This window comes from Mesorhizobium sp. M5C.F.Ca.ET.164.01.1.1 (assembly GCF_004792125.1).
GTDB lineage: Bacteria > Pseudomonadota > Alphaproteobacteria > Rhizobiales > Rhizobiaceae > Mesorhizobium > Mesorhizobium wenxiniae.
In genome coordinates, this window is record NZ_SRTG01000001.1 from 1,522,757 (window position 1) to 1,545,857 (window position 23,101).

Consider the following 23,101-nt stretch of genomic DNA (forward strand, 5'->3'; position numbering starts at 1 on the left):
ATCGGGGACTATTGGCCTCAGCGGGCGCCGAACGAATGGCGCCGAGAGACCATTTTCCGAACAGGAGCAGGCCACATGAAAAAATTCCTCCTTACGGCGTCGGCCGCGGCGCTTGCGCTCGCCGCGTCGGCTGGTTATGCCGCCGCGCGCGAACAGATTCAAATCGTCGGTTCGTCCACAGTGTTCCCCTTCACGACGGCTGTCGCTGAAAAGCTCGGCCAGAGCGGAAAGATCAAGACCCCGGTCGTCGAGTCGACTGGCACCGGCGGCGGCATGAAGCTGTTTTGCCAGGGCGTCGGCGAAAATACCGCCGACTTCACCAATGCCTCGCGCGCCATCAAGGACAGCGAGCTTAAAACCTGCAAGGCAAACGGCGTGACGCCGGTCGAGATCAAGGTCGGCTTCGACGGCATCGTACTGGCCAATTCGAAGGCAGGGACTGTCGTTGATCTGACCAAGGAACAGATTTTCAAGGCACTCGCCAAGAACGTCGCTGTTGACGGCAAGGTCGTCGCCAACCCCTACAAGAACTGGTCGGATGTCGACGCGTCGCTTCCCGCGACAAAGATCGAAGTGCTTGGCCCGCCGCCGACATCCGGCACGCGCGATGCGTTCGTTGAACTCGTCATGGATGCGGCCTGCCAGGAAGAAGTGAAGGCGGCTAATGAAAAGGGCTGCGGCGAGATCCGCGAAGACGGCGCTTTTGTCGAGGCCGGCGAAAACGACAATCTGATCGTCCAGAAGCTGGAAGCCAACCCCGATGCCTTCGGCATCTTTGGCTTCTCGTTCCTTGACCAGAACGCCGACAAGCTGCAGGGCCACAAGGTCGACGGCGTCGAGCCGACCTTCGAGAATATCGCATCCGGCGATTACGGCGTTTCCCGCTCGCTCTATGTCTATGCCAAGAAGGAGCATGTTGGCGTCATCCCCGGCATGCAGGAATTCATCGCCGAGTACACCTCGGAAGGTGCATGGGGTCCTGATGGTTATCTGGCCGACAAGGGCCTGATCCCGCTGCCGGACGCCGAGCGCGCCAAGTGGGCCGAAAATGCCAAGGCCCTGAAGGGTATGGGGTCCTGATGTTTCGGGGTCCGGGCGTATATCCGTTCTGACCCTCATGCTCTAAAGCCCAAAGCGCGGGACCAAGGTCCCGTGCTTTGAGCCGGTGAATGACCGGCGGTCGAGGGGACGTCCTGAATCATGGTCGGTTATCTCGTTGTTCTTCTGTTAATTCTGGCCGCTGCGGCCTATTGGATCGGCCGGACACGCGCCATTGCCAGCGTCAATGGCGACGTCGCGCGACTGCATTCGCTGCCTGGCCAGCATGGCATGTTTCTGGCGCTTTTTGCCGCCGGTCCCGCACTGCTTGCGATCGTATTGTGGTTGCTGGTGACGCCGGGAATTGAATCGTCGATCATTGCCGACCGCTTCTCCTCCGAGTTGTCGGGAATGGGCATTCCGCAGGTCGAAGCTTTCATCCGCGACGCTCGCGCGATGGCCTTTGGCGGACTTGTCGGCTTCGCCGATCCCACGAAAGAGGCGGCTGCCGCCGCCTACAAATCGATCCATACGACCAGCACCTGGATCATCTGGGCCGTTGCGCTCGTGCTTTCCGCGTCCGGATTTTACTGGGCCTATTCGCGTATCGCACAGGCCTACCGGGCGCGCCACGTGGTCGAGCGCGTTCTTCGCGCATTCTTGATCGCCTGTTCGGTGGTCGCAATCCTGACGACGGTCGGCATCGTCCTGTCGCTCATCTTCGAATCCCTGCGGTTCTTCCAACAGGTGCCGTTCTACAAGTTCCTGTTCGGCACACATTGGTCGCCGCAGAGCGCCTTCACCGGCGCCGGAGCGGAAGCCGGGGCGGTCAACCAGGACATTTTTGGCATGGTGCCGCTCTTTACCGGCACGTTGCTCATTACCTTCATCGCCATGCTGGTGGCTGCGCCTATCGGGCTGATGGCTGCGATCTACCTTTCGGATTACGCCTCCAAAAGCGTCCGCGCGGTCGCAAAACCGGTACTGGAAATCCTCGCCGGCATTCCGACCGTCGTCTACGGCTTCTTCGCCGCGCTGACGGTCGCGCCATTCTTCCGCGGCATGGGCGAAAGCCTGGGCCTCAATGTCGCGTCCGAATCCGCGCTCGCCGCAGGCGTGGTCATGGGAATCATGATCATTCCCTTCGTTTCCTCGCTTTCCGATGATGTGATCAACGCCGTTCCGCAATCCCTGAGAGACGGTTCGGCCGGCCTCGGCGCGACCAAGTCGGAAACCATCCGCAAGGTGGTCCTTCCTGCTGCCCTTCCGGGCATCGTTTCGGCGATGCTGCTTGCCGTCAGCCGCGCAATCGGCGAAACAATGATCGTGGTCATGGCGGCGGGGCTGGCGGCAAACCTCACGGCCAACCCGCTCGAAGCGGTCACCACCGTGACAGTGCAGATCGTGACGCTGCTGGTGGGCGATCAGGAGTTCGACAGCGCCAAGACGCTGGCAGCCTTCGCACTCGGCCTGGTGCTGTTCTGCATCACGCTTACACTCAACATCGTCGCTTTGCGCGTCGTCCAGAAATACCGAGAGCAATATGACTGATGCGATCTCGTCATACGGTGCCGTCGGACGGCCGGTCAGCATTCATACCGACGATGCCGCGAAGGCGCGGCTGAAGGGTCGTTACCGCACGGAAACGTGGTTCAAATGGCTCGGAGCCGGAGCCGTCGCGTTGGCCGGCCTATTCCTTGTGCTGCTCCTGTCGACGATCGTCACACAGGCGATCCCGGCGCTGCGGCAGAACTATCTGACGCTGCCGATCGACCTTTCGGCGGCCAAGGTCGACCCGGCAAAACTCGATGAAGTGAACTACGACGCCATCGCTCAGGAAGCGCTTACGGCGAGATTTCCGGATATTACGAGCCGTCAGGACAGGCGTCTGCTGCGCGGGCTGATTTCCACCGGCACAGGCGTCTTCCTGCGCAAGGATATTGCGGCTGATCCGGGGATGCTCGGAGGAACGGTGGACTATGCGGTTCCAGTTGACGATTTTGCCGACCTCTATCTTAAGGGGTTGCTTGCCGACGTCGGTTCGGACGAAGCGATTTCGACAAGCGTCACGCCTTCGGAAACCAGCGGCGACATCGATCTGACCTTCGGCGACGACGCCATGCTGGCGCTGGCGCGCGGCCGTGGTGCGACCGAAGGCGAAAACGGCATGCTCACGCTGACGAGCGGTGCATCATCGCTGCTGGTCGTGTTCAACGGCGGCACGGTCAAGCTCACCGCGCTGTCGCCGGGGCCTAGTGGGACGGCGGTCGCAAAGGGCACGGTGATCGAGGCGCTGGACAGCACGGCGCCCGCTGCGAGCGGCCAGGCATTCCTGCGCGTCATCGATAGGCCGGAAGCATCGCGAAAGATTTCCGACAAGGAGATCGTCTGGCTCGACACGCTGAAGAGCGCCGGCCTAATCGAAAGCCGATTCAACTCGATCTTCTTCTTCACCGGCGCAAGCCGCGAGCCGGAACTGGCCGGTGTCTGGGGCGCGGTCGTCGGATCGTTCCTGACCATGATCGTTACGCTCGCCATCGCCTTCCCGATCGGGGTTTCGGCGGCGATCTATCTTGAGGAATTTGCCCCCAAGAACCGGCTGACGACGATCATCGAAGTGAATATCAACAATCTGGCGGCGGTGCCTTCGATCGTCTTCGGCCTGCTTGGACTTGCCGTATTCCTGAATTTCTTCGGCATGCCGCGCTCAGCCCCGGTGGTCGGCGGCATGGTGCTGGCGCTGATGACCCTGCCGATCATCATTATCGCCTCGCGCGCTTCGCTGCGCGCCGTGCCGCCGTCGATCCGCGAGGCGGCGCTCGGCATCGGAGCGTCCAAGGTCCAGACCGTATTCCATCACGTCCTGCCGCTGGCGATGCCGGGCATCATGACCGGCACCATTCTCGGAATGGCGCATGCGCTGGGCGAAACCGCGCCGTTGCTGATGATCGGCATGGTCGCCTTCATCGTCGACATTCCCGGCGGCTTTACCGATCCCGCGACGATCCTGCCGGTGCAGATATTCATGTGGGCGGATTTCCCGGAAGCTGGATTCCAGCAGAAGACTTCGGCGGCGATTTTGATTTTGCTGCTGTTTTTGGTCATCATGAACGCCATTGCGGTGATACTGCGCAGGCGCTTCGAGCGGCGCTGGTAAGGAGCAGAGGATATGAACATCATGACGGAAGCCGGCGTCGAACAGAAACTGAGCAGCGCAACCAATGCCCCTTCGATCAAGATGAAGGGCGAAAAGGTCTCTGTTCATTACGGCGAGAAGCGAGCTCTGTTCGACGTGGACCTCGATGTCCGCGAGAACCAGGTGACGGCGTTGATCGGCCCATCGGGCTGTGGCAAGTCGACCTTCCTGCGTTGCCTGAACCGAATGAACGACACGATCGATATCGCGCGGGTGAGCGGCAAGATCACGCTCGACGGCGAGGATGTTTACGACCCGAAAATCGATGTCGTCGAGCTACGAGCTCGCGTCGGCATGGTTTTCCAGAAACCGAACCCGTTTCCGAAGTCGATCTATGAAAACGTCGCCTACGGTCCGCGCATTCACGGCCTGGCCAGGAGCAAGTCCGAGTTGGACGGCATCGTCGAATCGAGCCTGAAGAAGGCCGGTCTGTTCAACGAGGTCAAGGATCGCCTGCTCGAGTCGGGCACCGGTCTCTCCGGCGGACAGCAGCAGCGCCTGTGCATCGCGCGCGCTATCGCCGTGTCGCCGGAAGTGATTCTGATGGACGAGCCCTGTTCGGCGCTCGATCCGATCGCCACCGCCCGCGTCGAGGAACTGATCGACGAACTGCGCCAGAACTACACGATCGTCATCGTCACCCACTCGATGCAGCAGGCAGCGCGCGTGTCGCAACGCACGGCGATGTTCCATCTCGGCTATCTGGTCGAGGAGGGCGCGACCGACAAGATGTTCACCAATCCCGACGACAAGCGCACCCAGGACTACATCACCGGCCGATTCGGCTGAGCGGTCCGGCGGCGAATTTCGAACACGAGGACAGGATCATGGGTGAACACACCGTCGCATCTTTCGACGAGGAACTGGAGCACATCGACAGGCTGATCCGCGACATGGACGAGCTCGCCGCCGCGATGGTCGCAGCCTCGATCCGCGCGTTGCTTGCGTCAGACAATGCGATGGCGCAGCGTGTTGTCTCGGACGACGCCATCATGGATGCGCGGCAGCGCGAACTCGACGATAGCGCGATCACCCTGATCGCCAAGCGGCAGCCGATGGCACAAGATCTGCGCGCCGTGGTTGGCGCAATCCGCATGGCCGGCGATCTCGAGCGCATCGGCGACCTGGCCAAGAACATAGCCAAGCGGGTCAGCGCAGTCGGGCAGAGCGCCACGCCGCGCAATCTCTCGCACGGCATCGACGCGATGGCGGATCTCGTTCTCGAGCAGCTCCGCGGCGTGGTCGAGCACTATGTGTCGCGCAATGCCGGCGCGTTGAAAGAACTGCGCGCCGACGACCAGAAGATCGACGTGAAATACACGGCGGTTTTTCGCGAACTCCTGACCTACATGATGGAGGATCCGCGCAACATCACCGCCTGCACGCATCTGCTGTTCTGCGCCAAGAATCTCGAGCGTATCGGCGATCATGTCACCAACATCGCCGAAAACGCCTACTTTGTCGTGACCGGGCAGCAATTGCCGGCGGATCGCCCGAAGCTCGACGAAACGACGATGTCGGCGCCGGCGACATGACAGGAGTGACCGGCCGATGATCGCGCCGCGCATCATGGTGGTGGAGGATGAAGAGCCGCTGGGCGTCCTCCTCCGCTACAATCTGGAATCCGAAGGCTATCAGGTCGAGGTGGTGACGCGCGGCGACGAGGCCGAAATCCGGCTGCAGGAAAACGTGCCCGATCTGCTGGTGCTCGACTGGATGGTGCCGGCGGTTTCGGGCATCGAGCTTTGCCGGCGCCTTCGGGTGCGTCCCGAAACCGAGCGGCTGCCGATCATCATGCTGACCGCGCGCGGCGAGGAGAGCGACCGGGTGCGCGGCCTTTCCACCGGAGCCGACGACTATCTGGTCAAGCCGTTCTCGACACCGGAATTCATGGCCAGGGTCAAGGCGCTGCTGCGCCGCGCCAAGCCGGAAGTACTGTCCAGCGTGCTGAAGGTCGGCGACATCATGCTCGATCGCGAATCGCACAGGGTCTATCGCAAGAAGAGCGAGATCCGGCTCGGGCCGACCGAATTCCGGCTGCTCGAATTCATGATGCGGCACCCGGGTCGGGTCTTCTCGCGCAGCCAGTTGCTCGACAATGTCTGGGGCGAGACGATCTACATCGACGAGCGCACGGTGGACGTCCATGTCGGCCGGTTGCGCAAGGCGGTCAACAATGGTCGCATGCCCGATGTCATCCGCACCATCCGCGGCGCGGGCTATGCGATCAGGGAAGACTAGGGATGTGCTGATACGGGTGATTCCGGCCTGCGAACGGCGGCTTCCTGCGCTTCCGGTGCTCACGTACCCGAAATTACGCTCCGCTCCGGTTCTCGGAACCCCCATTCTCGACTCGGCCTGACCTGAATCTCAACACACCCCAAGTCGCGATCCGGGGATCCCTGCCTTCGAATTCAAGCCACGTTCTTTCCGACCGAGCCGGCTCGTGCCTGGATGCTCGGCGCGAAGATCTCCTGGTCGACGAAGCTCAGCGCCCGCATGGCGCAGCCTTCTCGGATCAGCGGCAGTTCGTTCGGCTCGGTGTCGAAGGAAATCGAACCCGAATGCTGGCCGCCGGCGGTCTGGGCGATGGCCTCGCGCAGGGCCGGCTCAATCAGGTCGAAGGCGGCAGCGCTGGCACCGACCATGGCGACCGGCGCCGGATCGATCAGCGCGAACAGGCTGCCGAGCCCGAAGCCGAGCGCTTCGCCGGCCTTGCGGTAGGCTTCGCGCTCCGGTCCGTCCGTCTCGCGCGCCCGGGCCGCCAGTGCCCGCATCTCGGCGTCGCTGACATCGGCGACCGGCTCGGCGTTTTCGCTCAATTGCCTTGCGTTGCGCCAGATAGCGTAGTTGCCGGCATAAGCCTCGACGCAACCGCGCCGCCCGCAGCGGCAAAGCGCGCCGCCCGGCCGATGAATCATGTGGCCGAATTCGCCGCCTGAGGAATGGGTGCCGGTGAACAGCTCGCCTTTCAGCACCAGCCCCATACCGATGCCATGCGAGAGCAGGATGGCGATGAAATCGTCGCGGTAGCGATCCGGGTCGCGCCAGCGCAGCGCCACGGCCATCATGTTGCAGTCGTTCTCCATGATGGCCGGAATGTCGAACTCGCGTTCCAGAATGTCGGCGAAGGCGATGTTCGTCTGCGGCGTGATCGGCGACCATAACATGGCGCGCGCATGGGAATCGGTAATACCCTGGATCGCCAGCGCGATGCGGGCGACGCTTTGGACGTCGAGGTCGGGGTCTTCGAGCCGGCGCCGGACGATGGCGACACATTCGTCGATCAGCTCGTCGCGCGACATGGTCAGCGTGTCCAGCCGGCGCTGTTCCTCGGCGACCACTTGTCCGGCATAGTCGATGACAGCGATCGACAGGAAATTCAGCGACAATACGACAGCCAATACCGCAGCGGCTTCCGGATTGAGGCTGAGGCCAACCTGCGGCCGGCCACGTTTCAGCGAGACGGTCTCACTCGCCTTGGTCTCGGCCAGGATGCCTTCCTGGATCAGGTCGGAAGAGATCGCCGATATGGTCGAATGGCTGAGGCCGGTGGTTGCGGCGATCTCGGTCCGCGACGGCTGGCCTGCGCGGCGTACGGCCGAAATAACCATGGCCCGGTTGCGCCGGCGCAAATCGTCATGGCGGATCCCAACCGACATTGTTTTGCTTCCTCCCTATTGCCGCGGCCGCTCATGAATCGGAAGCCGTCAGGCCGACAAATACTGGCAGAACCAGAAGGACCTGTCATTGTTTATTCCGAGACTCGAAAAAAAGCCGGCAGGAGATTAAAATCCATCAGAATTCATGTTGACAGTGCTTCGGCGTTGGATCAGTATTTTTTCGAGGCTCGAAAAAAAGAGTCTTTGTGCCGGCCTTCGGGCCAGTTGGTCGCGCCGTACGCGGCGTAGGGAGGAATATCATGAAGAGATTCACAGCCGCCATCCTGGCGGGGGTCGCCATGTCGCTGACGCTCGCGTCGGTCGCACAGGCGAAGGACAAGGTCATTGGTGTTTCGTGGTCGAACTTCCAGGAAGAGCGCTGGAAGACTGACGAAGCCGCCATGAAGTCGGCGATCGAGGCCGCCGGCGACAAGTATATTTCCGCCGATGCACAGTCCAATCCCGGCAAGCAGCTGACCGATGTCGAGAGCCTGATCTCGCAGGGCGCCAACGCGTTGATCATCCTTGCGCAGGATGCCTCGGCCATCGGGCCGGCGGTGCAGAAGGCGCTGGACGAAGGCATTCCGGTCGTCGGCTATGACCGGCTGATCGAGAACAAGGACGTCTTCTATTTGACCTTCGACAACCAGGAAGTCGGCCGCATGCAGGCCCGCGAAGTGTTCAAGGTGGCGCCGGAAGGCAATTACGTCTTCATCAAGGGCTCGGGCGCCGATCCGAATGCCGATTTCTTGTTCGCCGGCTCCATGGAAGTGCTCAAGGATGCCATCGACAGCGGCAAGATCAAGAATGTCGGCGAGGCCTATACGGACGGCTGGCTTCCCGCCAACGCCCAGAAGAACATGGAACAGTTCCTGACCGCCAACGACAACAAGGTCGATGCGGTGGTTGCCGCCAATGACGGCACCGCTGGTGGCGTCGTCGCGGCGCTGACGGCGCAAGGCTTGGCCGGATCCGTCCCGGTGTCGGGCCAGGACGGTGACCATGCCGCGCTGAACCGCATCGCGCTCGGCACACAGACGGTGTCGGTGTGGAAGGACGCGCGCGAGCTCGGCAAGAACGCCGCCGAGATCGCCTCGCAACTGGCCGACGGCAAGCAGATGACAGACATTGCCGGCGTCAAGGACTTCGCCACGCCGGGCGGCAATGTCGTCAAATCGCTGTTCCTGACGCCGATTGCCGTCACCAAAGACAATCTCGACGTCGTCATCGACGCGGGCTGGATCGAGAAGGAAGAGGTCTGCGCCGGCGTGGCGGCGGGCACTGTCCCGGTCTGCAACTGATCCGGCCTTCGCAAGAAGCCTGAAACGCCGCGGCTTCACGCCGCGGCGTTTTTTCAAAAAGAATTGTTTTTCCGCTTCTCGCAGATAACTTCCAAGCTGCTTCCGGCATCCGCGGCAGACGGCAAACCGGTGGGAGGACATCATGACCGACACGACTTCCAACACGCCGGCCGCCGATACAGGCGCCGATCGGGCGCGTGAATCCGAGCTCAGCCCGGTCGGCCGCTTCCTCAAGGCAACCGAGCTCGATATACGCATGCTCGGCATGGTCGGCGCGCTGCTGGTCATCTGGGTTGGAATCCACATCCTGTCGGGCGGGCTTTTCCTCACGCCGCGCAACCTCTGGAACCTGTCGGTGCAGACCTCCTCGGTCGCGATCATGGCGACCGGCATGGTGCTGGTCATCGTGATGCGCAACATCGATCTTTCGGTCGGCTCCGTCGAAGGCGTGATCGGCATGGTGATGGGCGTCGCGCAGGCCGAATTCCTCATCCGGGTCATGGGGTTCCAGCTTGGAAATCCCTGGATATGGATCATCGCACTGGCTGCCGGCGTGGTGCTCGGCCTCATGATCGGCGCGCTCCAGGGCTTCATCATCGCCTATCTCGAGGTTCCGGCCTTCATCGTGACGCTGGGCGGCCTGCTGATCTGGCGCGGCATGGCGTGGCTGATGACGAGCGGGCGCACCGTCGCGCCGCTCGACGCCACCTTTCAGCTCATGGGTGGCGGGCCGCGTGGCTCGATCGGGGCAACCGCAAGCTGGATCGTTGGCATTCTCGCCTGTGTGGCCGTCGCCTTGATGCTGCTCAACGGCCGGTCGCAGCGCAAGCGGTTCAAGTTCCCGCTGCGTCCCGTCTGGGCGGAGACCTTGCTTGGTGTTGTCGCTTGCGCCGCCATCCTCGGCGCCGTCTGGATCGCCAATTCCTATCCCTGGCCGATCGGCATCGTTCGCCAGTACGCCCAGCGGACCGGCATCACCATCCCGGAAGGCGGGCTGTTCATCGCCCATGGCATCGCCATACCGGTGCTGATCGCGGTCACTGTGGGCATCGTCATGACCTTCATCACCAGCCGCACCCGTTTCGGCCGCTATGTCTTTGCCATCGGCGGCAATCCGGAAGCGGCGGAACTCGCCGGCATCAACACGCGCTGGGTGACTATGAAGGTGTTCATGATCATGGGCGTTCTGGCCGCGATCAGCGCGGCGATTGCGTCGGCCCGTCTCAATGCGTCGACCAATGCGCTGGGTACGCTGGACGAGTTGCTGGTCATCGCGGCCGCGGTCATTGGAGGCACGTCGTTGGCCGGCGGCTCCGGCACGGTGCTCGGCGCCATGCTTGGCGCACTTCTGATGCAGTCGTTGCAGTCCGGCATGGTGTTGCTCGGCATCGATTCACCGCTTCAGAGCGTCGTCGTCGGCGCCGTCCTGGTCATCGCCGTCTGGCTCGACACCGTCTACCGCAAGCGGGTCTGACCATGATCACGAAAAAGTGGAGATCGGTTTTTGACAAGATCATGCTCACGCAAAAACCATAGGGAGGAACGATCATGGCTGACACAACTGCTCCCACGCCACTGATCGACATGCGCAACATCTCGATTGCCTTCGGCGGCATTCGCGCCGTCGACGATGCGTCGATCGATCTTTTCCCGGGCGAGGTCGTGGCGCTGCTTGGCCACAACGGTGCCGGCAAGTCGACGCTGATCAAGATCCTGTCCGGCGCCTACAAGCGCGACTCGGGCCAGATCTTCGTCAATGGCGAGGAGGCTTCGATCTCCAATCCGCGCGACGCCAAGAAATATGGCATCGAGACGATCTACCAGACGCTGGCTCTCGCCGACAATGTCGACGCCGCCGCCAACCTCTTCCTCGGCCGCGAGCTGATGACCGGCTGGGGCACGCTCGACGATGGCGCCATGGAGGCCGAGGCGCGCAAGGTGATGGGCAGGCTCAATCCCCGCTTCCAGCGCTTCAAGGAGCCGGTGGTCAAGCTTTCGGGCGGCCAGCGGCAGTCGGTGGCTATCGCGCGCGCCATCCTGTTCAACGCCCGCATCCTGATCATGGATGAGCCGACGGCGGCACTGGGCCCGCAGGAAACGGCGCAGGTCGGCGAATTGGTCATGCAGCTCAAGGCCGACGGCATCGGCATCTTCCTGATCAGCCACGACATCCACGATGTGTTCGAGCTTGCCGACCGTGTCTGCGTGATGAAGAATGGTCGAGTCGTCGGCACGGCGCGCACCAGCGACGTAACCCAGGACGAGGTGCTTGGCATGATCATCCTGGGCAAGTGCCCGCCCGGTGCCATTCCGGGGCCAGGTGCGCTGAAGATCGCCGCCTGAAGCTCAATAAGCCGGCTAAATACCCGTCATGTGATATGCCAGCGGTCATGATGGTTTGGCCGCGCCATTGTATTGACGCAGGGACTTGCCCATAAGATGGGGAACCATGGGCCGCAGCAGCAATTTGAAGAAGTTCTTTCCGATCGTCGCTTTCATCGCCGTCGCGCTGATCAGCCTGACGATGGCGGGATTCGCCTATTTCGCCACGCAGGAAGCGGCGCGCATCAAGTTCGAGGCGACGGCGGACGATGCGCTCAACCGGATCGATAGCCGCATCGACCTGCATCTGTCGCTGCTGCGATCGACCCATGCGCTGTTCGAGGCGCGCAATGGTGGCATTTCGCGGGGCGAGTTCAAGGCGTTCTTCGAAGCGCTTGGTATCAACGACAATTTTACCGGCCTGCGCGGTATCGGCTTTCTCCGGCTGGTGAGAGCCGGCGACGAGGCAGCCGTCGAACGTGCCATCCTGCACGACTATGGCGCCAGCCATGCGATCTATCCGGCTACGACAACGCTGCCATGGCGTACGCCCATTACGCTGTTTGAGCCGCTGGATCCTTCCAATCAATCCAGCATCGGCTACGACATGTTCACCGAACCGGTGCGGCGCGAGGCGATCGAAAGGGCGATGGCCGACAACCAGCAGCACGCGAGCGGGCGCGTGCAGCTCGGCCAGGAAACAGGTGCTGCGCAGACCTTCACCGGTTTCCTCGTTTTCGTGCGGCTCAACATCGAAACTGCGCCGGACGGCATCGATGCGTCCAAATCCTCGACATCAGGCTTTCTTTATGCAGCCTTCCGCGCCCGCGATCTGTTCCAGACCGCGCTCAGCCGAACGCCACTGCTGCCGGTGAACATCGAAATCTATGACGGCAAGGTGGATGCCGACCAACTTTTGTTCCAGTCGGAAACGCCGCCGGCATCGACCTTCGGTAACAGGCTGGTGGTTTCTCGCGAGATCACCATCGCCGGACGACCATGGACCGTTCTGTTCAGGCCGACAAGCGCCTTCTCGCAACCCTCCTCGCGCGCGATTCCGGTCATGCTCGGCCTCTTCGGGCTGCTGCTCGCAGGAACCATCGCGCTGGTGGCACGCTATCAGGAGCGGGCGTATGACGCGGTCTCGCTGCTTCATGAGACGACGGAAAAAAGCCTGCTCCAAAAAGACCTGATGCTGCAGGAGATGAAGCACCGCATCAAGAACTCGATCACCCGGGTACTGGCGATCGCGCGCCAGACGGCATCGCACGCCACCGACGTCCACGAGTTCTCGTCCTCTTTTTCGGCCCGGCTGCAAGCGATGGCGGCTTCCCAGGACATGCTGACGCGCTCGCGCTGGCAGAAGGCCGATCTCGGCGATCTCTTGCGCATCGAGCTTGGCCAGGTGTTCGGCAAGGAGCTTCCGGAGGGGATATTGTCGGGGCCAGAGGTGCTGCTCGACGAGACGACGACGCAAGCGCTCGGCCTGACCTTTCACGAACTTGCCACGAACGCGCTGAAATATGGCGAAACCGGCAATTCGGCCAATACTAAAAAGGGCGACTGGTCGCTCAAGGTCGACTGGTCAGTCGAAGGCCGCTGGCGCGACCGGACACTGGTTCTCAACTGGCGCGAAGTCGGCCAGAAGAAGCTTGAAGCACCTGCCAAAACCGGTTTTGGCACCAAGCTGATCGATTTGAACGTGACGCGCGAATTGCGCGGTACGATCAATCGCGATTTTCACGATGGCGGATTGAGCGTGGAAATCAGGATTCCGCTGTCGGACTGAAACGCTGACGCAAACCGACCGTTTTCGAAGGCCCTAGTAAACAGGGACCGGACGAGCCGGTCTCCGCTTTTACTGCCGCATGCGTTTTGAAGCGGATCAGCAGCGAGCCGTAAAGAGACGGCCACGGTTGTCGCGGTACTGGCAATAGCCATTGCGCAGGTTGCGCACCAGCAGGCCGGTACCGGCACCGATTGCTGCGCCGACGAGGGCACCCTTGCCGCCGTCAATCAGGCCACCGGCCAGAGCGCCAACCCCGGCGCCCACGCCGACATCCCGCTCGGTGGTGCTGCAACCGCTGACCGCGACCACGGCAACCATCGCAATAATCATCTTCCGCATAGAGCTACTCCTCGCTTTTGTCCTCACTTGTAGTCCGATCCGTCATTTATCATGCGAAAAAGCGTTTTGCCCTTTCGATTTCACTGTTGGCTAAGAAAATCTTTTTTGGCGCGCGCGCCGGTCGAGGCAACCTCAAGATTGGAAATCTCCACGGAAGCGTCGAGCGTGCCGTCCGGACGCACATTCCAGACGATCTGATCGTAATCATCCTCAAGTGCCGGATCGACGGAAAGGCATTTGGCAATTATGCGCGGAGCCTGACCCTGCACATCGCTCAAGGCAAACGGACGCTCGGCGGCGCATTCCTGAGCGGTTTCGAAAACGCTCACCGACACGGGCAGTTCGCGACACTCGGTCATCGCGTTCGAACAGCCAATGACCAGCAACACGGCAGCGATGTGTTCCATGACGACGGTCCTCTCGCCATAAGAACGGGCCATGTTCGTCAAAGTTCCTGCGATGCAGGCTGGCGCGACTGATTGGAGAACAGGTCGACATGAGGCAAGCGCAAGCCGCCGGCCACTTTGGGTCCGACGCTCTAGATCAACTGGAACGCGGCGGCCAGGACGACCACCGCAGCCAGCCCGATTGCGGCGAGGCCGGGGGTCGGGTGGGAAGCACGGGGCGACGGCATCGCGGATGCTTCGAGATCCTGAAACCCGCCCATCGAAACGCGTGCGGCCTGCTCCAGCCTGTTGATGTCGGCAACCGTCAAAGCCATTCCTCCCGTACTGCGCAGCAGACTGCGATCGAAAACGTCATGCGGATCGTGTCTGAACAGCTTCGGACTTTATGGTGAACAGGTGGTTAAGGCCGGCGCGGCTGGTATCGATCCCAGCCCTCTTGCCCCAGCCCTCTTTGGCACGGCTGTTGTCCGGTCAATCCGTCTCGAAATTGCCGCGAGGAACGACAAGGCGATATTCGAGGCGGTCCCCGGTGATTTCAAGTGTCGCCGTACCGTTCAACGACGCAGGCACGACGCGCTCGAGTGCGACGCTGCCAAAACGCTTCTCGCTGGGCTGATTGTCATTGGCTCCGATGGCTTCGGCCCATGTCAGCGACAGTGCGGTCTCGCCAGCGGAAGCGGCCGTCAGATCGGCGGTCACCTCGACGAATCCGTCGGCTCGCGACAGAGCGCCGTAGCTGACCGAATTGACGGCAAGCTCGTGCATGGCCAAACCGATATGCAGGGCGGCATTGGGGTTGAGGTACGGATTTGCCCCCTGGAAACGCAAGCTGCGCACGGGGTCGGCTCCATAGCGGCCGACCTGGCCGGACACCAGTTCGCGCAGTGCCGCTCCCCGCCAGTTGGACGAGGTCACCAGGTCCTGGGATGAGGCAAGCGACTGCAGCCGGCCGCGAAAGCGTGTCAGGAAATCACTGAGCGTGTCCGAATAACGACTGGTCTGGGTGGCGATGCTCTGGATGATGGCCAAAAGGTTCTTCGAACGGTGGCTGACCTCGCGCAGCAGCGTCTTCAGGGTTTGCTCGCGACGTTTCTGCTCGGTCGTTTCGACCATGGTGGTGACGACGCCCTGCACCGCGCCGCCGTCGTCGTGATCAGCGTCTACCCATACTTGGAACCAGCGAACGCCATCGTCGGCGGGAATGCTGAACTCAAGGTGTTCCGGATTGCCGGATGTAACGACATTGCGTTTGGCCGCACCGATGCGCTCCGCCTGCGCCAGCGGCAGGAGGCCGTTGCTGTCGGCCGTATCGGAAGCCCATGGCGGGCGCATGTTGCGCGCCCAGACGGTTTTCATCTCGCGATCCTGATAGAGAACCGAAATGCCGGCATTGTGCAGCGCATGGAGAAGGGCCCGGCCAAGCTGCATTCCACTCTCAGCGGACTGCAAGGCGACGATCTCATCGCTCCGTCCGCTGTGTTTCATATCTCCGGCTCTGGATTGCATGGTCACTTCACCCGCCCAATGCAGGCTGAACGGCTGACGGAAAAATGGGTTCCCAAACGAGGTCCGCCGAGCGACGTCCCGTTAAGGACATCGCCCGGCGGTAGCTGGGAACCGCTTGAGGGGTGCGGTTCCCAGTGTTGGATCGCAGTTCACGACGCGCGTTTGAACAAGCCCGCAATAAGCGAGATGATCAGGAAAGCGAGAAAGATGAAAAATAATATCTGCGCTATACCTGCCGAGGTGCCGGCAATACCGCCGAAACCAAGAGCGCCTGCAATGATCGCGACCACAAGAAACACGAGCGCCCAGTAAAGCATGATCCATCTCCTTCAAATGGTACGGCAAAAACGTCTTTCGCTGCCGTTTGTTCCACCTTTTCCCGAAAAAGACGATCCCTGGAAATCTTTCCGGCCCGAATTGAATCGTCATGAGCAGGGGCGCAAGTGACGTTTGCCAGCCGCACGGGCCGGCGTTATTCGATCAGTGGCAAACGGGCGACCCGTGGAAACGGGGCAGCGCGAGGCCGGGCCTGCCCGGTCCTATGCAGCGGCTTTCGCGTGCCGGTCGAAGAACAGCGCCTGGCTGATCAGGGCCTTGACCATATCCGGATTGAACGGCTTGGTGACGAGGAAGGCCGGCTCCGGCCGCTCGCCGGTTAGGAGGCGCTCGGGAAAGGCGGTGATGAAGATCACCGGCACCGGCGTGGACGACAGGATCTCGTTCACCGCTTCGATGCCCGAACTGCCGTCGGCAAGCTGGATGTCGGCCAGCACCATCTTCGGCCGCGTCTTTGTGAACATCGCCACCGCCTCGGCGTGGGTACGCGCAGTTCCGACGACGCGATGGCCCAGGCTTTCGACCATTTGTTCGATGTCCATGGCGATCAGCGGCTCGTCCTCGATGATCAGCACATCGGTTGCCACCTGGCGGGAAATCTCGTTGCTGGCCTCGGCGAGGAGTTCGGAGAATTCCTGATCGTCGACGTCGAGAATCTCCGCCGCCTCGCCTTCGCTGAAACCTTCCACGGCGACCAGCAGGAAGGCCTGACGGGGACGGGGTGAGATCGCGTTCAGATTGGCGGCGGCGCGCTGTTCCCACGCCGACTGCGGGTGTTCTTGCGGAACGCGGATGGCGACCGAGGTGAACAGCCTGGCGAATACCTTGTAGAGCGCGATGCGGTCGTTCGACGCGTCCGGAAAGATGTCGACGTCGGCGATGATGGCTTCGAGCATCGCGGCGACCAGCGCGTCGCCACTCTCCTGCGATCCGGAAACGGCCCGCGAGAAGCGGCGCAGGAACGGCAGGTGCGGAGCGATGGTTGCGGACAGGCTCATGATGGACGTCTCCCTCTGACGTAATTGGATAGATTGCAGGCCAAGGTGATTACAAGCCCCGAAAATAAGCCCTGAAAACATAAACGCCGGCTTTCCGAAAAAGTTCCGACGGTTTGGAACTAATATAAGGGGACGGCGTTTGAGGTCGGGACGGGCAACCAGACGAGGGGACCGCCTGCTTTGCGTCGTCTATTGAAGGGCGGCAGGGTACTGGGAACAAAGGGCGAAATGAAGAGATGACGAAAGATACCACGGCTGGCGCTGCAAACAGGCGCCGGGCAACTTCCGGCGACCCGCTCGGGCCAAACTCGGAAATCGGCCGCAAACTCAAACAATATTACGACGAGCTGGTCTCCGACAACGTGCCGGATCGCTTCGCCCAATTGCTCAGCCAATTGGAACGGGCCCAACCTGCACGGAAAAAGGACTGAGGCATGGCGGCCGTCTCCCAGAGCTTCAAGACGGATCTGCTCGGCTCGATTCCGAGCCTGCGGGCCTTTGCCGTGTCATTGACGCAAAACGCCGACAAGGCCGACGATCTGGTGCAGGAAACACTGGTGAAGGCCTGGGACAAGCATGAAAGCTTCGAGCCGGGCACCAATCTCAAGGCCTGGCTGTTCACCATCCTGCGCAACGAATTCTATTCGCAGATGCGCAAGCGCGGCCGCGAGGTGCAGGACAGCGACGGCATCATGACGGCCAGGCTAGCCGTCCATCCGGCCCAGCACGGCCAGCTCGACCTCAAGGACTTTCGTAGCGCGCTGGAGCAATTGCCCGAGGACCAGCGCGAAGCCATCATCCTCATCGGCGCGTCGGGCTTTTCCTACGAGGAAGCCGCCGAGATTTGCGGCTGCGCGGTCGGAACGATCAAGAGCCGCGTCAGCCGCGCCCGCACGCGGCTGCAGGAAATCCTGAAGATTTCCGGTGATGACGAGTTTGGCCCGGATGCGATATCGGCTCAGGTGACGGGGTCGAACGCCGCCTGAATACTGACCATCAAACAAGAGGTCCGCGCCCGCACGCAGCCGCCACCGCCTCCACGAGATCGTCTCCCGAATAGGGCTTGGTGATCAAGCTGACATCCGGAAAGGACACCTTGATTTCGTCCATGTCGGAATAGCCCGAGGCGAAGACAAAAGGCACGCCCGATTCGCGCAGCCGCGAAGCGAAATCGAGTGTCGAAGTGCCGCCCAGCATGAGGTCGACGATAGCCGCGTCGAATCGCGAGGCAACGTTCTTCCGATCGATCTCAGCCAGATCGCGGGCGATGACCACGTCGCCGGCGCCATAGTCGCGGCAAAGCTGCTCGACATTCATGGCGATCAGGAATTCATCCTCCAGAACAAGAATCCGCAATCCGTCCAGCAAGGGGGGCACGTGGCAATGTCTCCGTGGGGCGCAGGGAACAGAGGAATCATGATCCCTATCTAGCTTCCTGTCATTTAAAGTTATTTGGCATGCTGTCATTTAAAAAAGACATGCGTCGCAGATGGCGGAACCTCGATGCCTGCAGGGCGTTTGCTATCGCCTTCCGGAAGAGGGCCCGCCTCGAAGAGGGATTGAGATGTCTGGCCAGAACGGCCGTTCCTTGTCCGCCCGCCGGTATTCATGTGAGAACTGCCCACTGCGGCCGTTGCCGGCGTTCCGGGCCTTCGAGAAGCAGGAACTTGTCTTCGTCGACGCGCTCAAGAAAGGCGAACTGGCCTTCGACAAGGGGGCTACCGTTCTGGTGGAGGGAAGCCACAGCGACCATCTCTATACGGTGCTGTCGGGCTGGGCTTTTCGCTATAAATTGCTGTCGGATGGCCGCCGCCAGATTCTGAACTATTCCATGCCAGGCGATCTCATCGGTTTGCAAGGCAGCCTGATGGGCGAAATGCAGCACTCCGTAGAAGCGTTGTCGCCGATGCTGCTCTGCGTCTTCGAGCGGAAAGCCCTTCCCGAACTCTACCGCAGCCATCCGGGCCTCGCCTACGACATCACCTGGATCGCCTCGCGAGAGGAGCGCATGCTGGACGAGAACCTGCTCAGTATCGGCAGACGCACAGCGCTCGAGCGTGCAGCCTATCTCATCGCGTTCATCTCCAGCCGCGCCAGGGTAGTCGGGCTGAACGGCAGGACGCCAGTGCAGATCCCGATCACGCAGCAGCATCTCGCCGATACCCTCGGCCTGTCGCTGATCCACACCAACAAGACGATCCGCAAGCTGATGGACCGCAAGCTTATCTTCTGGCGCGACGGCGGCTGCGAGGTGGTCGACAACGAAAGGCTCAAGGAACTAGCCCGCTGGGAAGGGTTGAGCGAAGATCGCCGACCGCTGATCTGAGCGGCTACCGGAGACGTGCCGGGCTGGACTCGCCTGCGGAAACACCCTTTCATGGGAGTTGTTCCGATTTCGGAACCTTGGGGTGGGTCGAACGTTTCGACCCGAGCAAACGCAAGGAGTCAAGTGATGGCGACTGCCGCAGGAAAGTCCCCGAACGAAAGCCGGACGAATTCGGACCTTGAAGCCGACATCAGGCAGTTGAAAGTCGACATTCAAAAACTCACCGAACAGCTGGCCGAGACCGGCCAACATGGTTACGGGGCTGCTCGTCGCGTTGCTGCGGAAGGAGTTGAGCAATTGCGCGCCCAAGGCGAAGCAGCGTTTGAAAATATGCGCAGCAACGCAAGGGACCTCGAAGCGCAAGTGGTGGCCAGCGTGCGCGAAAAGCCGGTGACGTCGCTGGCGATCGCGGCAGGCGTCGGCTTTCTGTTCGCGCTTCTCGCGCGCCGCTAAGCCTCAGCCCAGATGGGAATGCTGGCATCGTTGATCTCGGGCCTCGCCTCGGGTGAAGCCGTGGCAGCCGTGCGCCGCGCGCGCACGGCTGCCATCGTCTATGCGCTCGCAGCGCTTGCCGCACTGTGTGGCGTCACTTTCCTCGTCGGAGCGGCCTATGTCTGGGTGGCGGGTCGCTACGGGCCGATGGCAGCCTGCCTTGGTTTCGGGGTCGGCTTCCTGGTGATCGCAGGGCTTCTCCTGCTCTTCCATCAGCTGTCGGCCGGCGCGCGCGCCCGACGCCGGGCGCGGAGGCGAAATGCCGACATGAAGGCGGTCGGCATCACGGCCGCGCTCGCCGTGCTGCCGGCGCTACTCAAGGGGAAAGGCGGCCTGGGCACCATACTCGGCCCAGCGATTGCACTCGCCGCCTACGCCATCTACCGCGAGAACGTGAAGCCCGATGCCGACGATCCGGATGCCGGCGAAGCGAAATAGCTCGAAGCGATTCTTCTTGTTGTTTGACCACAATCTAATCCGAAAACCTGGCTCCACTTTTCGCTGACGCGGACCTTCGGTTCGGGATCATGGCCAGGCCGTCACTTCGGCAGATCCTCCAGCGGCATCGATATTTCGGCGAACACGCCTTCCGGCCGGAATTCGTGGATCACTTCGCTGGAGATGACCTTGGCCAGGCTGCGGCGGATCAGGATCGAGCCGAAGCCGTGGCGTTCGGGCGAGACAACTTCAGGCCCGCCGCTTTCGCGCCAGGTCAGCACCAGGCGCCGTGCGCCCTTCCGGCCCTGTGCCTGCCAGTCGAGATCGACCTTGCCCGAAGCCGCCGATAGCGCTCCGTATTGCAGCGCGTTGCTGGCCAGTTCATGCAGAATCAGGCCAAGCCCGACTGCCTGGTCGGGCGAAAGCAGCAGATCGGCGCCTGAGATGGTCATGCGCGGCTGTTCGGCGGTGTCGAACGGCTTGACCTCGATCTGCACGAGTTCGCGGATGCCAATGCCGCGCCACTCGCGGTCGGACAGCAGGCTGTGGGCGGCGCCCAGCGCCTGAAGCCTGGCGCTGAAGGCTTCAAGGAATTCGCTCGGCTGGCGCGCATGGCGAACTGTCTGCGTCGCCAGCGCCTGCACTGTCGCCAGCGTGTTCTTGACGCGATGGTTCAGCTCGCGCAGCAAGAGCCGTTGCCGCTCGTCGCCGAGCTTGCGTTCGGTGATGTCGTAATTGACGCCGAAGATCAGCGTCGGCTTGCCGTCGCCGTCGCGCTCGATGACACGGCCGCGCGTCGCGAGCCAGCGCGGCGGACTGAAGCCCTTGACGCGGTATTCGCCAAAATAATCGTCGCCGCCGGTCAGCGCGTCGCGAAAGCGTGTCTCGGTCTGATAGACATCACGCGGGTCGATGGCGGCAAGGATATCGCGCGCCCTCAGCCGGTTCGAGCGCGGCAGGCCGAACAGCTCGGACAACCGGATATCGCATTCGATCATATCGGTATGGATATCCCATGCCCAGCTCGCGAGCGCTGCGGCATCGAGCGCAATGCCGCGCCGCTTTTCCTCGCGCGCCAGCGCCGCAGCGATGCTGGCGCCGTTGCGGGTGGCGTCCTTCAATGCGAACAGGCTGGCAGCGAGGCTGGCGAGCGCCGTCAATTGTTCGAGCTGGGCGGCAGACGGGGACGCGCGCGGCTTCCGGTCGAGCACGCAGAGCGTGCCGATCCGGGCGCCGGCCACCACAATCGCCACACCCGCATAGAAACGGACATGGTGCTGGCCAGTGACCAGCGGGCTGGCGTTGAAGCGTGAATCCGTGGTCGCATCGGTCACCACCATCGGCTGGTCGCCGGCGGCAATGGTATGGGCGCAGAAAGATGCATCTGTCGAGGCCTCGGTCTCATCCAGGCCGACACGGGACTTGAACCGTTGCCGCTCGACATCGACCAGCGTCACCAGCGCGATGGGCGCTAGCATCACCGCGGCGGCAAGACCGCTGATATGGTCGAAGTCACGATCGGCCGCCGTGTCGAGTGCGTCGAGACCGTGCAGTACTGCAAGCCGGTCCTGCGCCCTTACCACGTTAAGGACGTCGACCGGCAGATTCGGCTTTTTCACTACCCTGCTATCCACAAGGCCCCCAAGTGCATCGGCTTGCAGCCATTCTCGCCAGTTGCCTGGCTCTGAAACCGGAACCTTCGCCTTGAGGAACCGTTACCCAACCACGTTTTCCCAGCCGCGCCCGCCAGCGCCAAACGACATGCCAGCGCCAAACGAAATGGAGGCCGATCATGCCCAAGATCGTTCCTGAAGACAAAGCCCGCCAGGGACGCTGGGGGTGGCACACTTTCCGTATCTTGATCGCCGCGCTGCTTTTGGCGTTTATCGCCTGGGGCATCGCAGAGATTTACGGCAACATGATAGACAAGACGTCGACAACCGAACAGGGCGAGCTTCCCAAGGTCGAACAGGGCGAGAATCCCAAAGGCTGAAGCTATCCGATCGACTGTACCGGGCTGCATCACGCTGCCTTCGCTTGGACAGCGCGCGCCGGGACAAGAACGTTCAGCGCGCCAGGATGAATTTCGATCGTCGTTTCGGGGTCAAGCGGGACCAGTTCGCCGTCCATGACGGCGCGGAATTTCTTGGCAGCCGAGTGCACTTTCAAAACGGCCCGGTCAGCCTGGTGGATTTCCACATGCTCACTGTCGCGCCATTTGCCGCGCGCCATGTCGAAGAGAACCCTGAGCAGTTCGCCACGCTGCTGCGCCACCGTGACATAGATGCCGAGCACGCCGCCGGCGGGATTGTCGGCATAGGGCAGGTGACCCTCACCGAACAGATTGTTGGTGATGCCGATGCCGGTGGTGCGCGTCACGATCTCGGCTTCGCCGATGGTCAGCGTCACCTTCATTGCCGACGGGTTGTTGATCGCCGCCCACGCAGCCTTGACTGAAGCCCGCATCTTTCCCAACCGCGAGCCAAACTCCATGGCCTGGCGAAGCTGAACCATCCTGGCATGCATGCCGATCGAGAATTGATGCACGAATGGCTTATTGTTGGCGGTTGCCATATCGACTGCGATCACCTCGCCGTCGGCAAGAGATTTCACGGCCGCGTCAAGGGTCTGTGGAATGCCGAGCCCGCGCGCGAACAGGTTCATCGTGCCAGCCGGTAAAATGGCAAGTGCTTTCTTCCTGCCCATCAACCGAGCAGCCGCGGCCGAAATGGTGCCGTCGCCGCCACCGGCCAGCACAATGTCGACGCTGTGCTTCGAAGCGATGCGGTCCAGCGTTGCGACGATGTCCTTGCCGGCAACGATGTCGATATCGATCGAGTGACCTGCTGCCTCCAACGTCTGGCGCATCCGGTCCGTGAAGGCGGAAAGATCAATCGTGCGCAGGGTGCCGCCCTCCTGGTTCAGCACCGCCGCAAATCGCATCCCCCGCT

At 61.9% G+C, this 23,101-nt stretch carries 26 protein-coding genes; 16 read left to right on the forward strand and 10 right to left on the reverse strand.

The window, feature by feature from the left end:
• Positions 1 to 75: 75 nt before the first annotated feature.
• The 6 genes from EN807_RS07415 (at position 76) to phoB (ending at position 6,475) form a co-directional block, all read left to right on the forward strand.
• Positions 76 to 1,080: a PstS family phosphate ABC transporter substrate-binding protein gene (locus EN807_RS07415; RefSeq protein ID WP_135934448.1), complete on the forward strand. Its 1,005-nt coding sequence runs from the start codon at positions 76 to 78 to the stop codon at positions 1,078 to 1,080.
• Between the two features lie 120 nt (positions 1,081 to 1,200).
• Complete coding sequence (gene pstC, locus EN807_RS07420; protein WP_135934449.1) at positions 1,201 to 2,589, forward strand: phosphate ABC transporter permease subunit PstC; 1,389 nt, start codon at positions 1,201 to 1,203, stop codon at positions 2,587 to 2,589.
• Positions 2,582 to 4,195 carry a phosphate ABC transporter permease PstA gene (pstA, locus tag EN807_RS07425; protein ID WP_135934450.1) on the forward strand — a complete coding sequence of 538 codons (1,614 nt, stop codon included), beginning with the start codon at positions 2,582 to 2,584 and terminating at the stop codon, positions 4,193 to 4,195. The genes pstC and pstA overlap by 8 nt, the downstream gene beginning before the upstream one ends.
• Before the next feature lie 12 nt (positions 4,196 to 4,207).
• Entirely contained in the window at positions 4,208 to 5,023 is an 816-nt protein-coding gene (pstB, locus tag EN807_RS07430; RefSeq protein ID WP_135934451.1) for a phosphate ABC transporter ATP-binding protein PstB, read from the forward strand.
• 38 nt (positions 5,024 to 5,061) lie between these two features.
• On the forward strand, positions 5,062 to 5,769 hold the full coding sequence (gene phoU / locus EN807_RS07435; protein WP_127314279.1) for a phosphate signaling complex protein PhoU: 708 nt from the start codon (positions 5,062 to 5,064) through the stop codon (positions 5,767 to 5,769).
• 16 nt (positions 5,770 to 5,785) lie between these two features.
• Positions 5,786 to 6,475 carry a phosphate regulon transcriptional regulator PhoB gene (gene phoB, locus EN807_RS07440; RefSeq protein ID WP_031254097.1) on the forward strand — a complete coding sequence of 230 codons (690 nt, stop codon included), beginning with the start codon at positions 5,786 to 5,788 and terminating at the stop codon, positions 6,473 to 6,475.
• 173 nt (positions 6,476 to 6,648) lie between these two features.
• Here the strand turns inward: phoB and EN807_RS07445 are convergent, their stop codons facing one another.
• Positions 6,649 to 7,896, reverse strand: a complete 1,248-nt coding sequence (locus EN807_RS07445) for an ROK family protein (RefSeq protein ID WP_135934452.1) — start codon at positions 7,894 to 7,896, stop codon at positions 6,649 to 6,651.
• 260 nt (positions 7,897 to 8,156) lie between these two features.
• Here EN807_RS07445 and xylF point away from each other — a divergent pair, with 260 nt between their 5' ends.
• The 4 genes from xylF (at position 8,157) to EN807_RS07465 (ending at position 13,308) form a co-directional block, all read left to right on the forward strand.
• On the forward strand, positions 8,157 to 9,197 hold the full coding sequence (xylF, locus tag EN807_RS07450) for a D-xylose ABC transporter substrate-binding protein (RefSeq protein ID WP_135934453.1): 1,041 nt from the start codon (positions 8,157 to 8,159) through the stop codon (positions 9,195 to 9,197).
• A 142-nt stretch (positions 9,198 to 9,339) separates the two neighbouring features.
• Complete coding sequence (locus EN807_RS07455) at positions 9,340 to 10,671, forward strand: sugar ABC transporter permease (protein WP_135934454.1); 1,332 nt, start codon at positions 9,340 to 9,342, stop codon at positions 10,669 to 10,671.
• A 74-nt stretch (positions 10,672 to 10,745) separates the two neighbouring features.
• Complete coding sequence (locus EN807_RS07460) at positions 10,746 to 11,540, forward strand: ATP-binding cassette domain-containing protein (protein WP_065007457.1); 795 nt, start codon at positions 10,746 to 10,748, stop codon at positions 11,538 to 11,540.
• 124 nt (positions 11,541 to 11,664) lie between these two features.
• Positions 11,665 to 13,308, forward strand: a complete 1,644-nt coding sequence (locus tag EN807_RS07465) for a CHASE domain-containing protein (protein ID WP_135935806.1) — start codon at positions 11,665 to 11,667, stop codon at positions 13,306 to 13,308.
• Between the two features lie 96 nt (positions 13,309 to 13,404).
• Here EN807_RS07465 and EN807_RS07470 read toward each other — a convergent pair whose 3' ends face one another.
• From EN807_RS07470 to EN807_RS07495, 6 genes are all read right to left on the reverse strand, one after another.
• On the reverse strand, positions 13,405 to 13,647 hold the full coding sequence (locus EN807_RS07470) for a YMGG-like glycine zipper-containing protein (protein ID WP_065007456.1): 243 nt from the start codon (positions 13,645 to 13,647) through the stop codon (positions 13,405 to 13,407).
• Positions 13,648 to 13,727: 80 nt separating this feature from the next.
• On the reverse strand, positions 13,728 to 14,054 hold the full coding sequence (locus EN807_RS07475) for a hypothetical protein (RefSeq protein WP_135934455.1): 327 nt from the start codon (positions 14,052 to 14,054) through the stop codon (positions 13,728 to 13,730).
• Between the two features lie 131 nt (positions 14,055 to 14,185).
• A complete protein-coding gene (locus EN807_RS07480) occupies positions 14,186 to 14,368 on the reverse strand; it encodes a hypothetical protein (RefSeq protein ID WP_127316204.1) in 183 nt (60 codons plus the stop codon).
• Positions 14,369 to 14,525: 157 nt separating this feature from the next.
• A complete protein-coding gene (locus EN807_RS07485; protein ID WP_135934456.1) occupies positions 14,526 to 15,560 on the reverse strand; it encodes a sensor histidine kinase in 1,035 nt (344 codons plus the stop codon).
• A 149-nt stretch (positions 15,561 to 15,709) separates the two neighbouring features.
• Entirely contained in the window at positions 15,710 to 15,877 is a 168-nt protein-coding gene (locus EN807_RS07490; RefSeq protein WP_023797107.1) for a DUF1328 domain-containing protein, read from the reverse strand.
• Positions 15,878 to 16,099: 222 nt separating this feature from the next.
• Positions 16,100 to 16,894, reverse strand: coding sequence for a response regulator (locus EN807_RS07495; RefSeq protein ID WP_127316206.1), 795 nt, complete (start codon positions 16,892 to 16,894; stop codon positions 16,100 to 16,102).
• Between the two features lie 236 nt (positions 16,895 to 17,130).
• Between EN807_RS07495 and EN807_RS07500 the strand changes: the two genes are divergently transcribed.
• Positions 17,131 to 17,325 (forward strand): NepR family anti-sigma factor, encoded by a 195-nt coding sequence (locus tag EN807_RS07500; protein ID WP_127316207.1) that lies wholly within the window; start codon positions 17,131 to 17,133, stop codon positions 17,323 to 17,325.
• Between the two features lie 3 nt (positions 17,326 to 17,328).
• Complete coding sequence (locus tag EN807_RS07505; RefSeq protein WP_029348707.1) at positions 17,329 to 17,880, forward strand: RNA polymerase sigma factor; 552 nt, start codon at positions 17,329 to 17,331, stop codon at positions 17,878 to 17,880.
• Positions 17,881 to 17,890: 10 nt separating this feature from the next.
• Here the strand turns inward: EN807_RS07505 and EN807_RS07510 are convergent, their stop codons facing one another.
• Positions 17,891 to 18,271: a response regulator gene (locus EN807_RS07510; RefSeq protein WP_135934457.1), complete on the reverse strand. Its 381-nt coding sequence runs from the start codon at positions 18,269 to 18,271 to the stop codon at positions 17,891 to 17,893.
• Positions 18,272 to 18,458: 187 nt separating this feature from the next.
• Between EN807_RS07510 and EN807_RS07515 the strand changes: the two genes are divergently transcribed.
• The 3 genes from EN807_RS07515 to EN807_RS07525 all read left to right on the forward strand — a co-directional run bounded on the left by EN807_RS07515 (position 18,459) and on the right by EN807_RS07525 (position 20,150).
• A complete protein-coding gene (locus EN807_RS07515) occupies positions 18,459 to 19,220 on the forward strand; it encodes a Crp/Fnr family transcriptional regulator (protein WP_135934458.1) in 762 nt (253 codons plus the stop codon).
• 126 nt (positions 19,221 to 19,346) lie between these two features.
• Positions 19,347 to 19,673, forward strand: coding sequence for a DUF883 family protein (locus EN807_RS07520; RefSeq protein WP_095517889.1), 327 nt, complete (start codon positions 19,347 to 19,349; stop codon positions 19,671 to 19,673).
• A gap of 12 nt (positions 19,674 to 19,685) precedes the next feature.
• The gene (locus EN807_RS07525) at positions 19,686 to 20,150 is read left to right on the forward strand and encodes a hypothetical protein (RefSeq protein WP_135934459.1); all 465 of its coding nucleotides are present in this window, start codon (positions 19,686 to 19,688) and stop codon (positions 20,148 to 20,150) included.
• A 101-nt stretch (positions 20,151 to 20,251) separates the two neighbouring features.
• Here EN807_RS07525 and EN807_RS07530 read toward each other — a convergent pair whose 3' ends face one another.
• The gene (locus EN807_RS07530) at positions 20,252 to 21,769 is read right to left on the reverse strand and encodes an HWE histidine kinase domain-containing protein (RefSeq protein WP_246684028.1); all 1,518 of its coding nucleotides are present in this window, start codon (positions 21,767 to 21,769) and stop codon (positions 20,252 to 20,254) included.
• 173 nt (positions 21,770 to 21,942) lie between these two features.
• Between EN807_RS07530 and EN807_RS07535 the strand changes: the two genes are divergently transcribed.
• Complete coding sequence (locus tag EN807_RS07535) at positions 21,943 to 22,143, forward strand: hypothetical protein (protein WP_135934461.1); 201 nt, start codon at positions 21,943 to 21,945, stop codon at positions 22,141 to 22,143.
• 29 nt (positions 22,144 to 22,172) lie between these two features.
• On the opposite strand, the gene EN807_RS07540 is transcribed toward EN807_RS07535, so the two are convergent.
• Positions 22,173 to 23,093 (reverse strand): diacylglycerol kinase family protein, encoded by a 921-nt coding sequence (locus tag EN807_RS07540; protein ID WP_135934462.1) that lies wholly within the window; start codon positions 23,091 to 23,093, stop codon positions 22,173 to 22,175.
• Between the last annotated feature and the right edge of the window lie 8 nt (positions 23,094 to 23,101).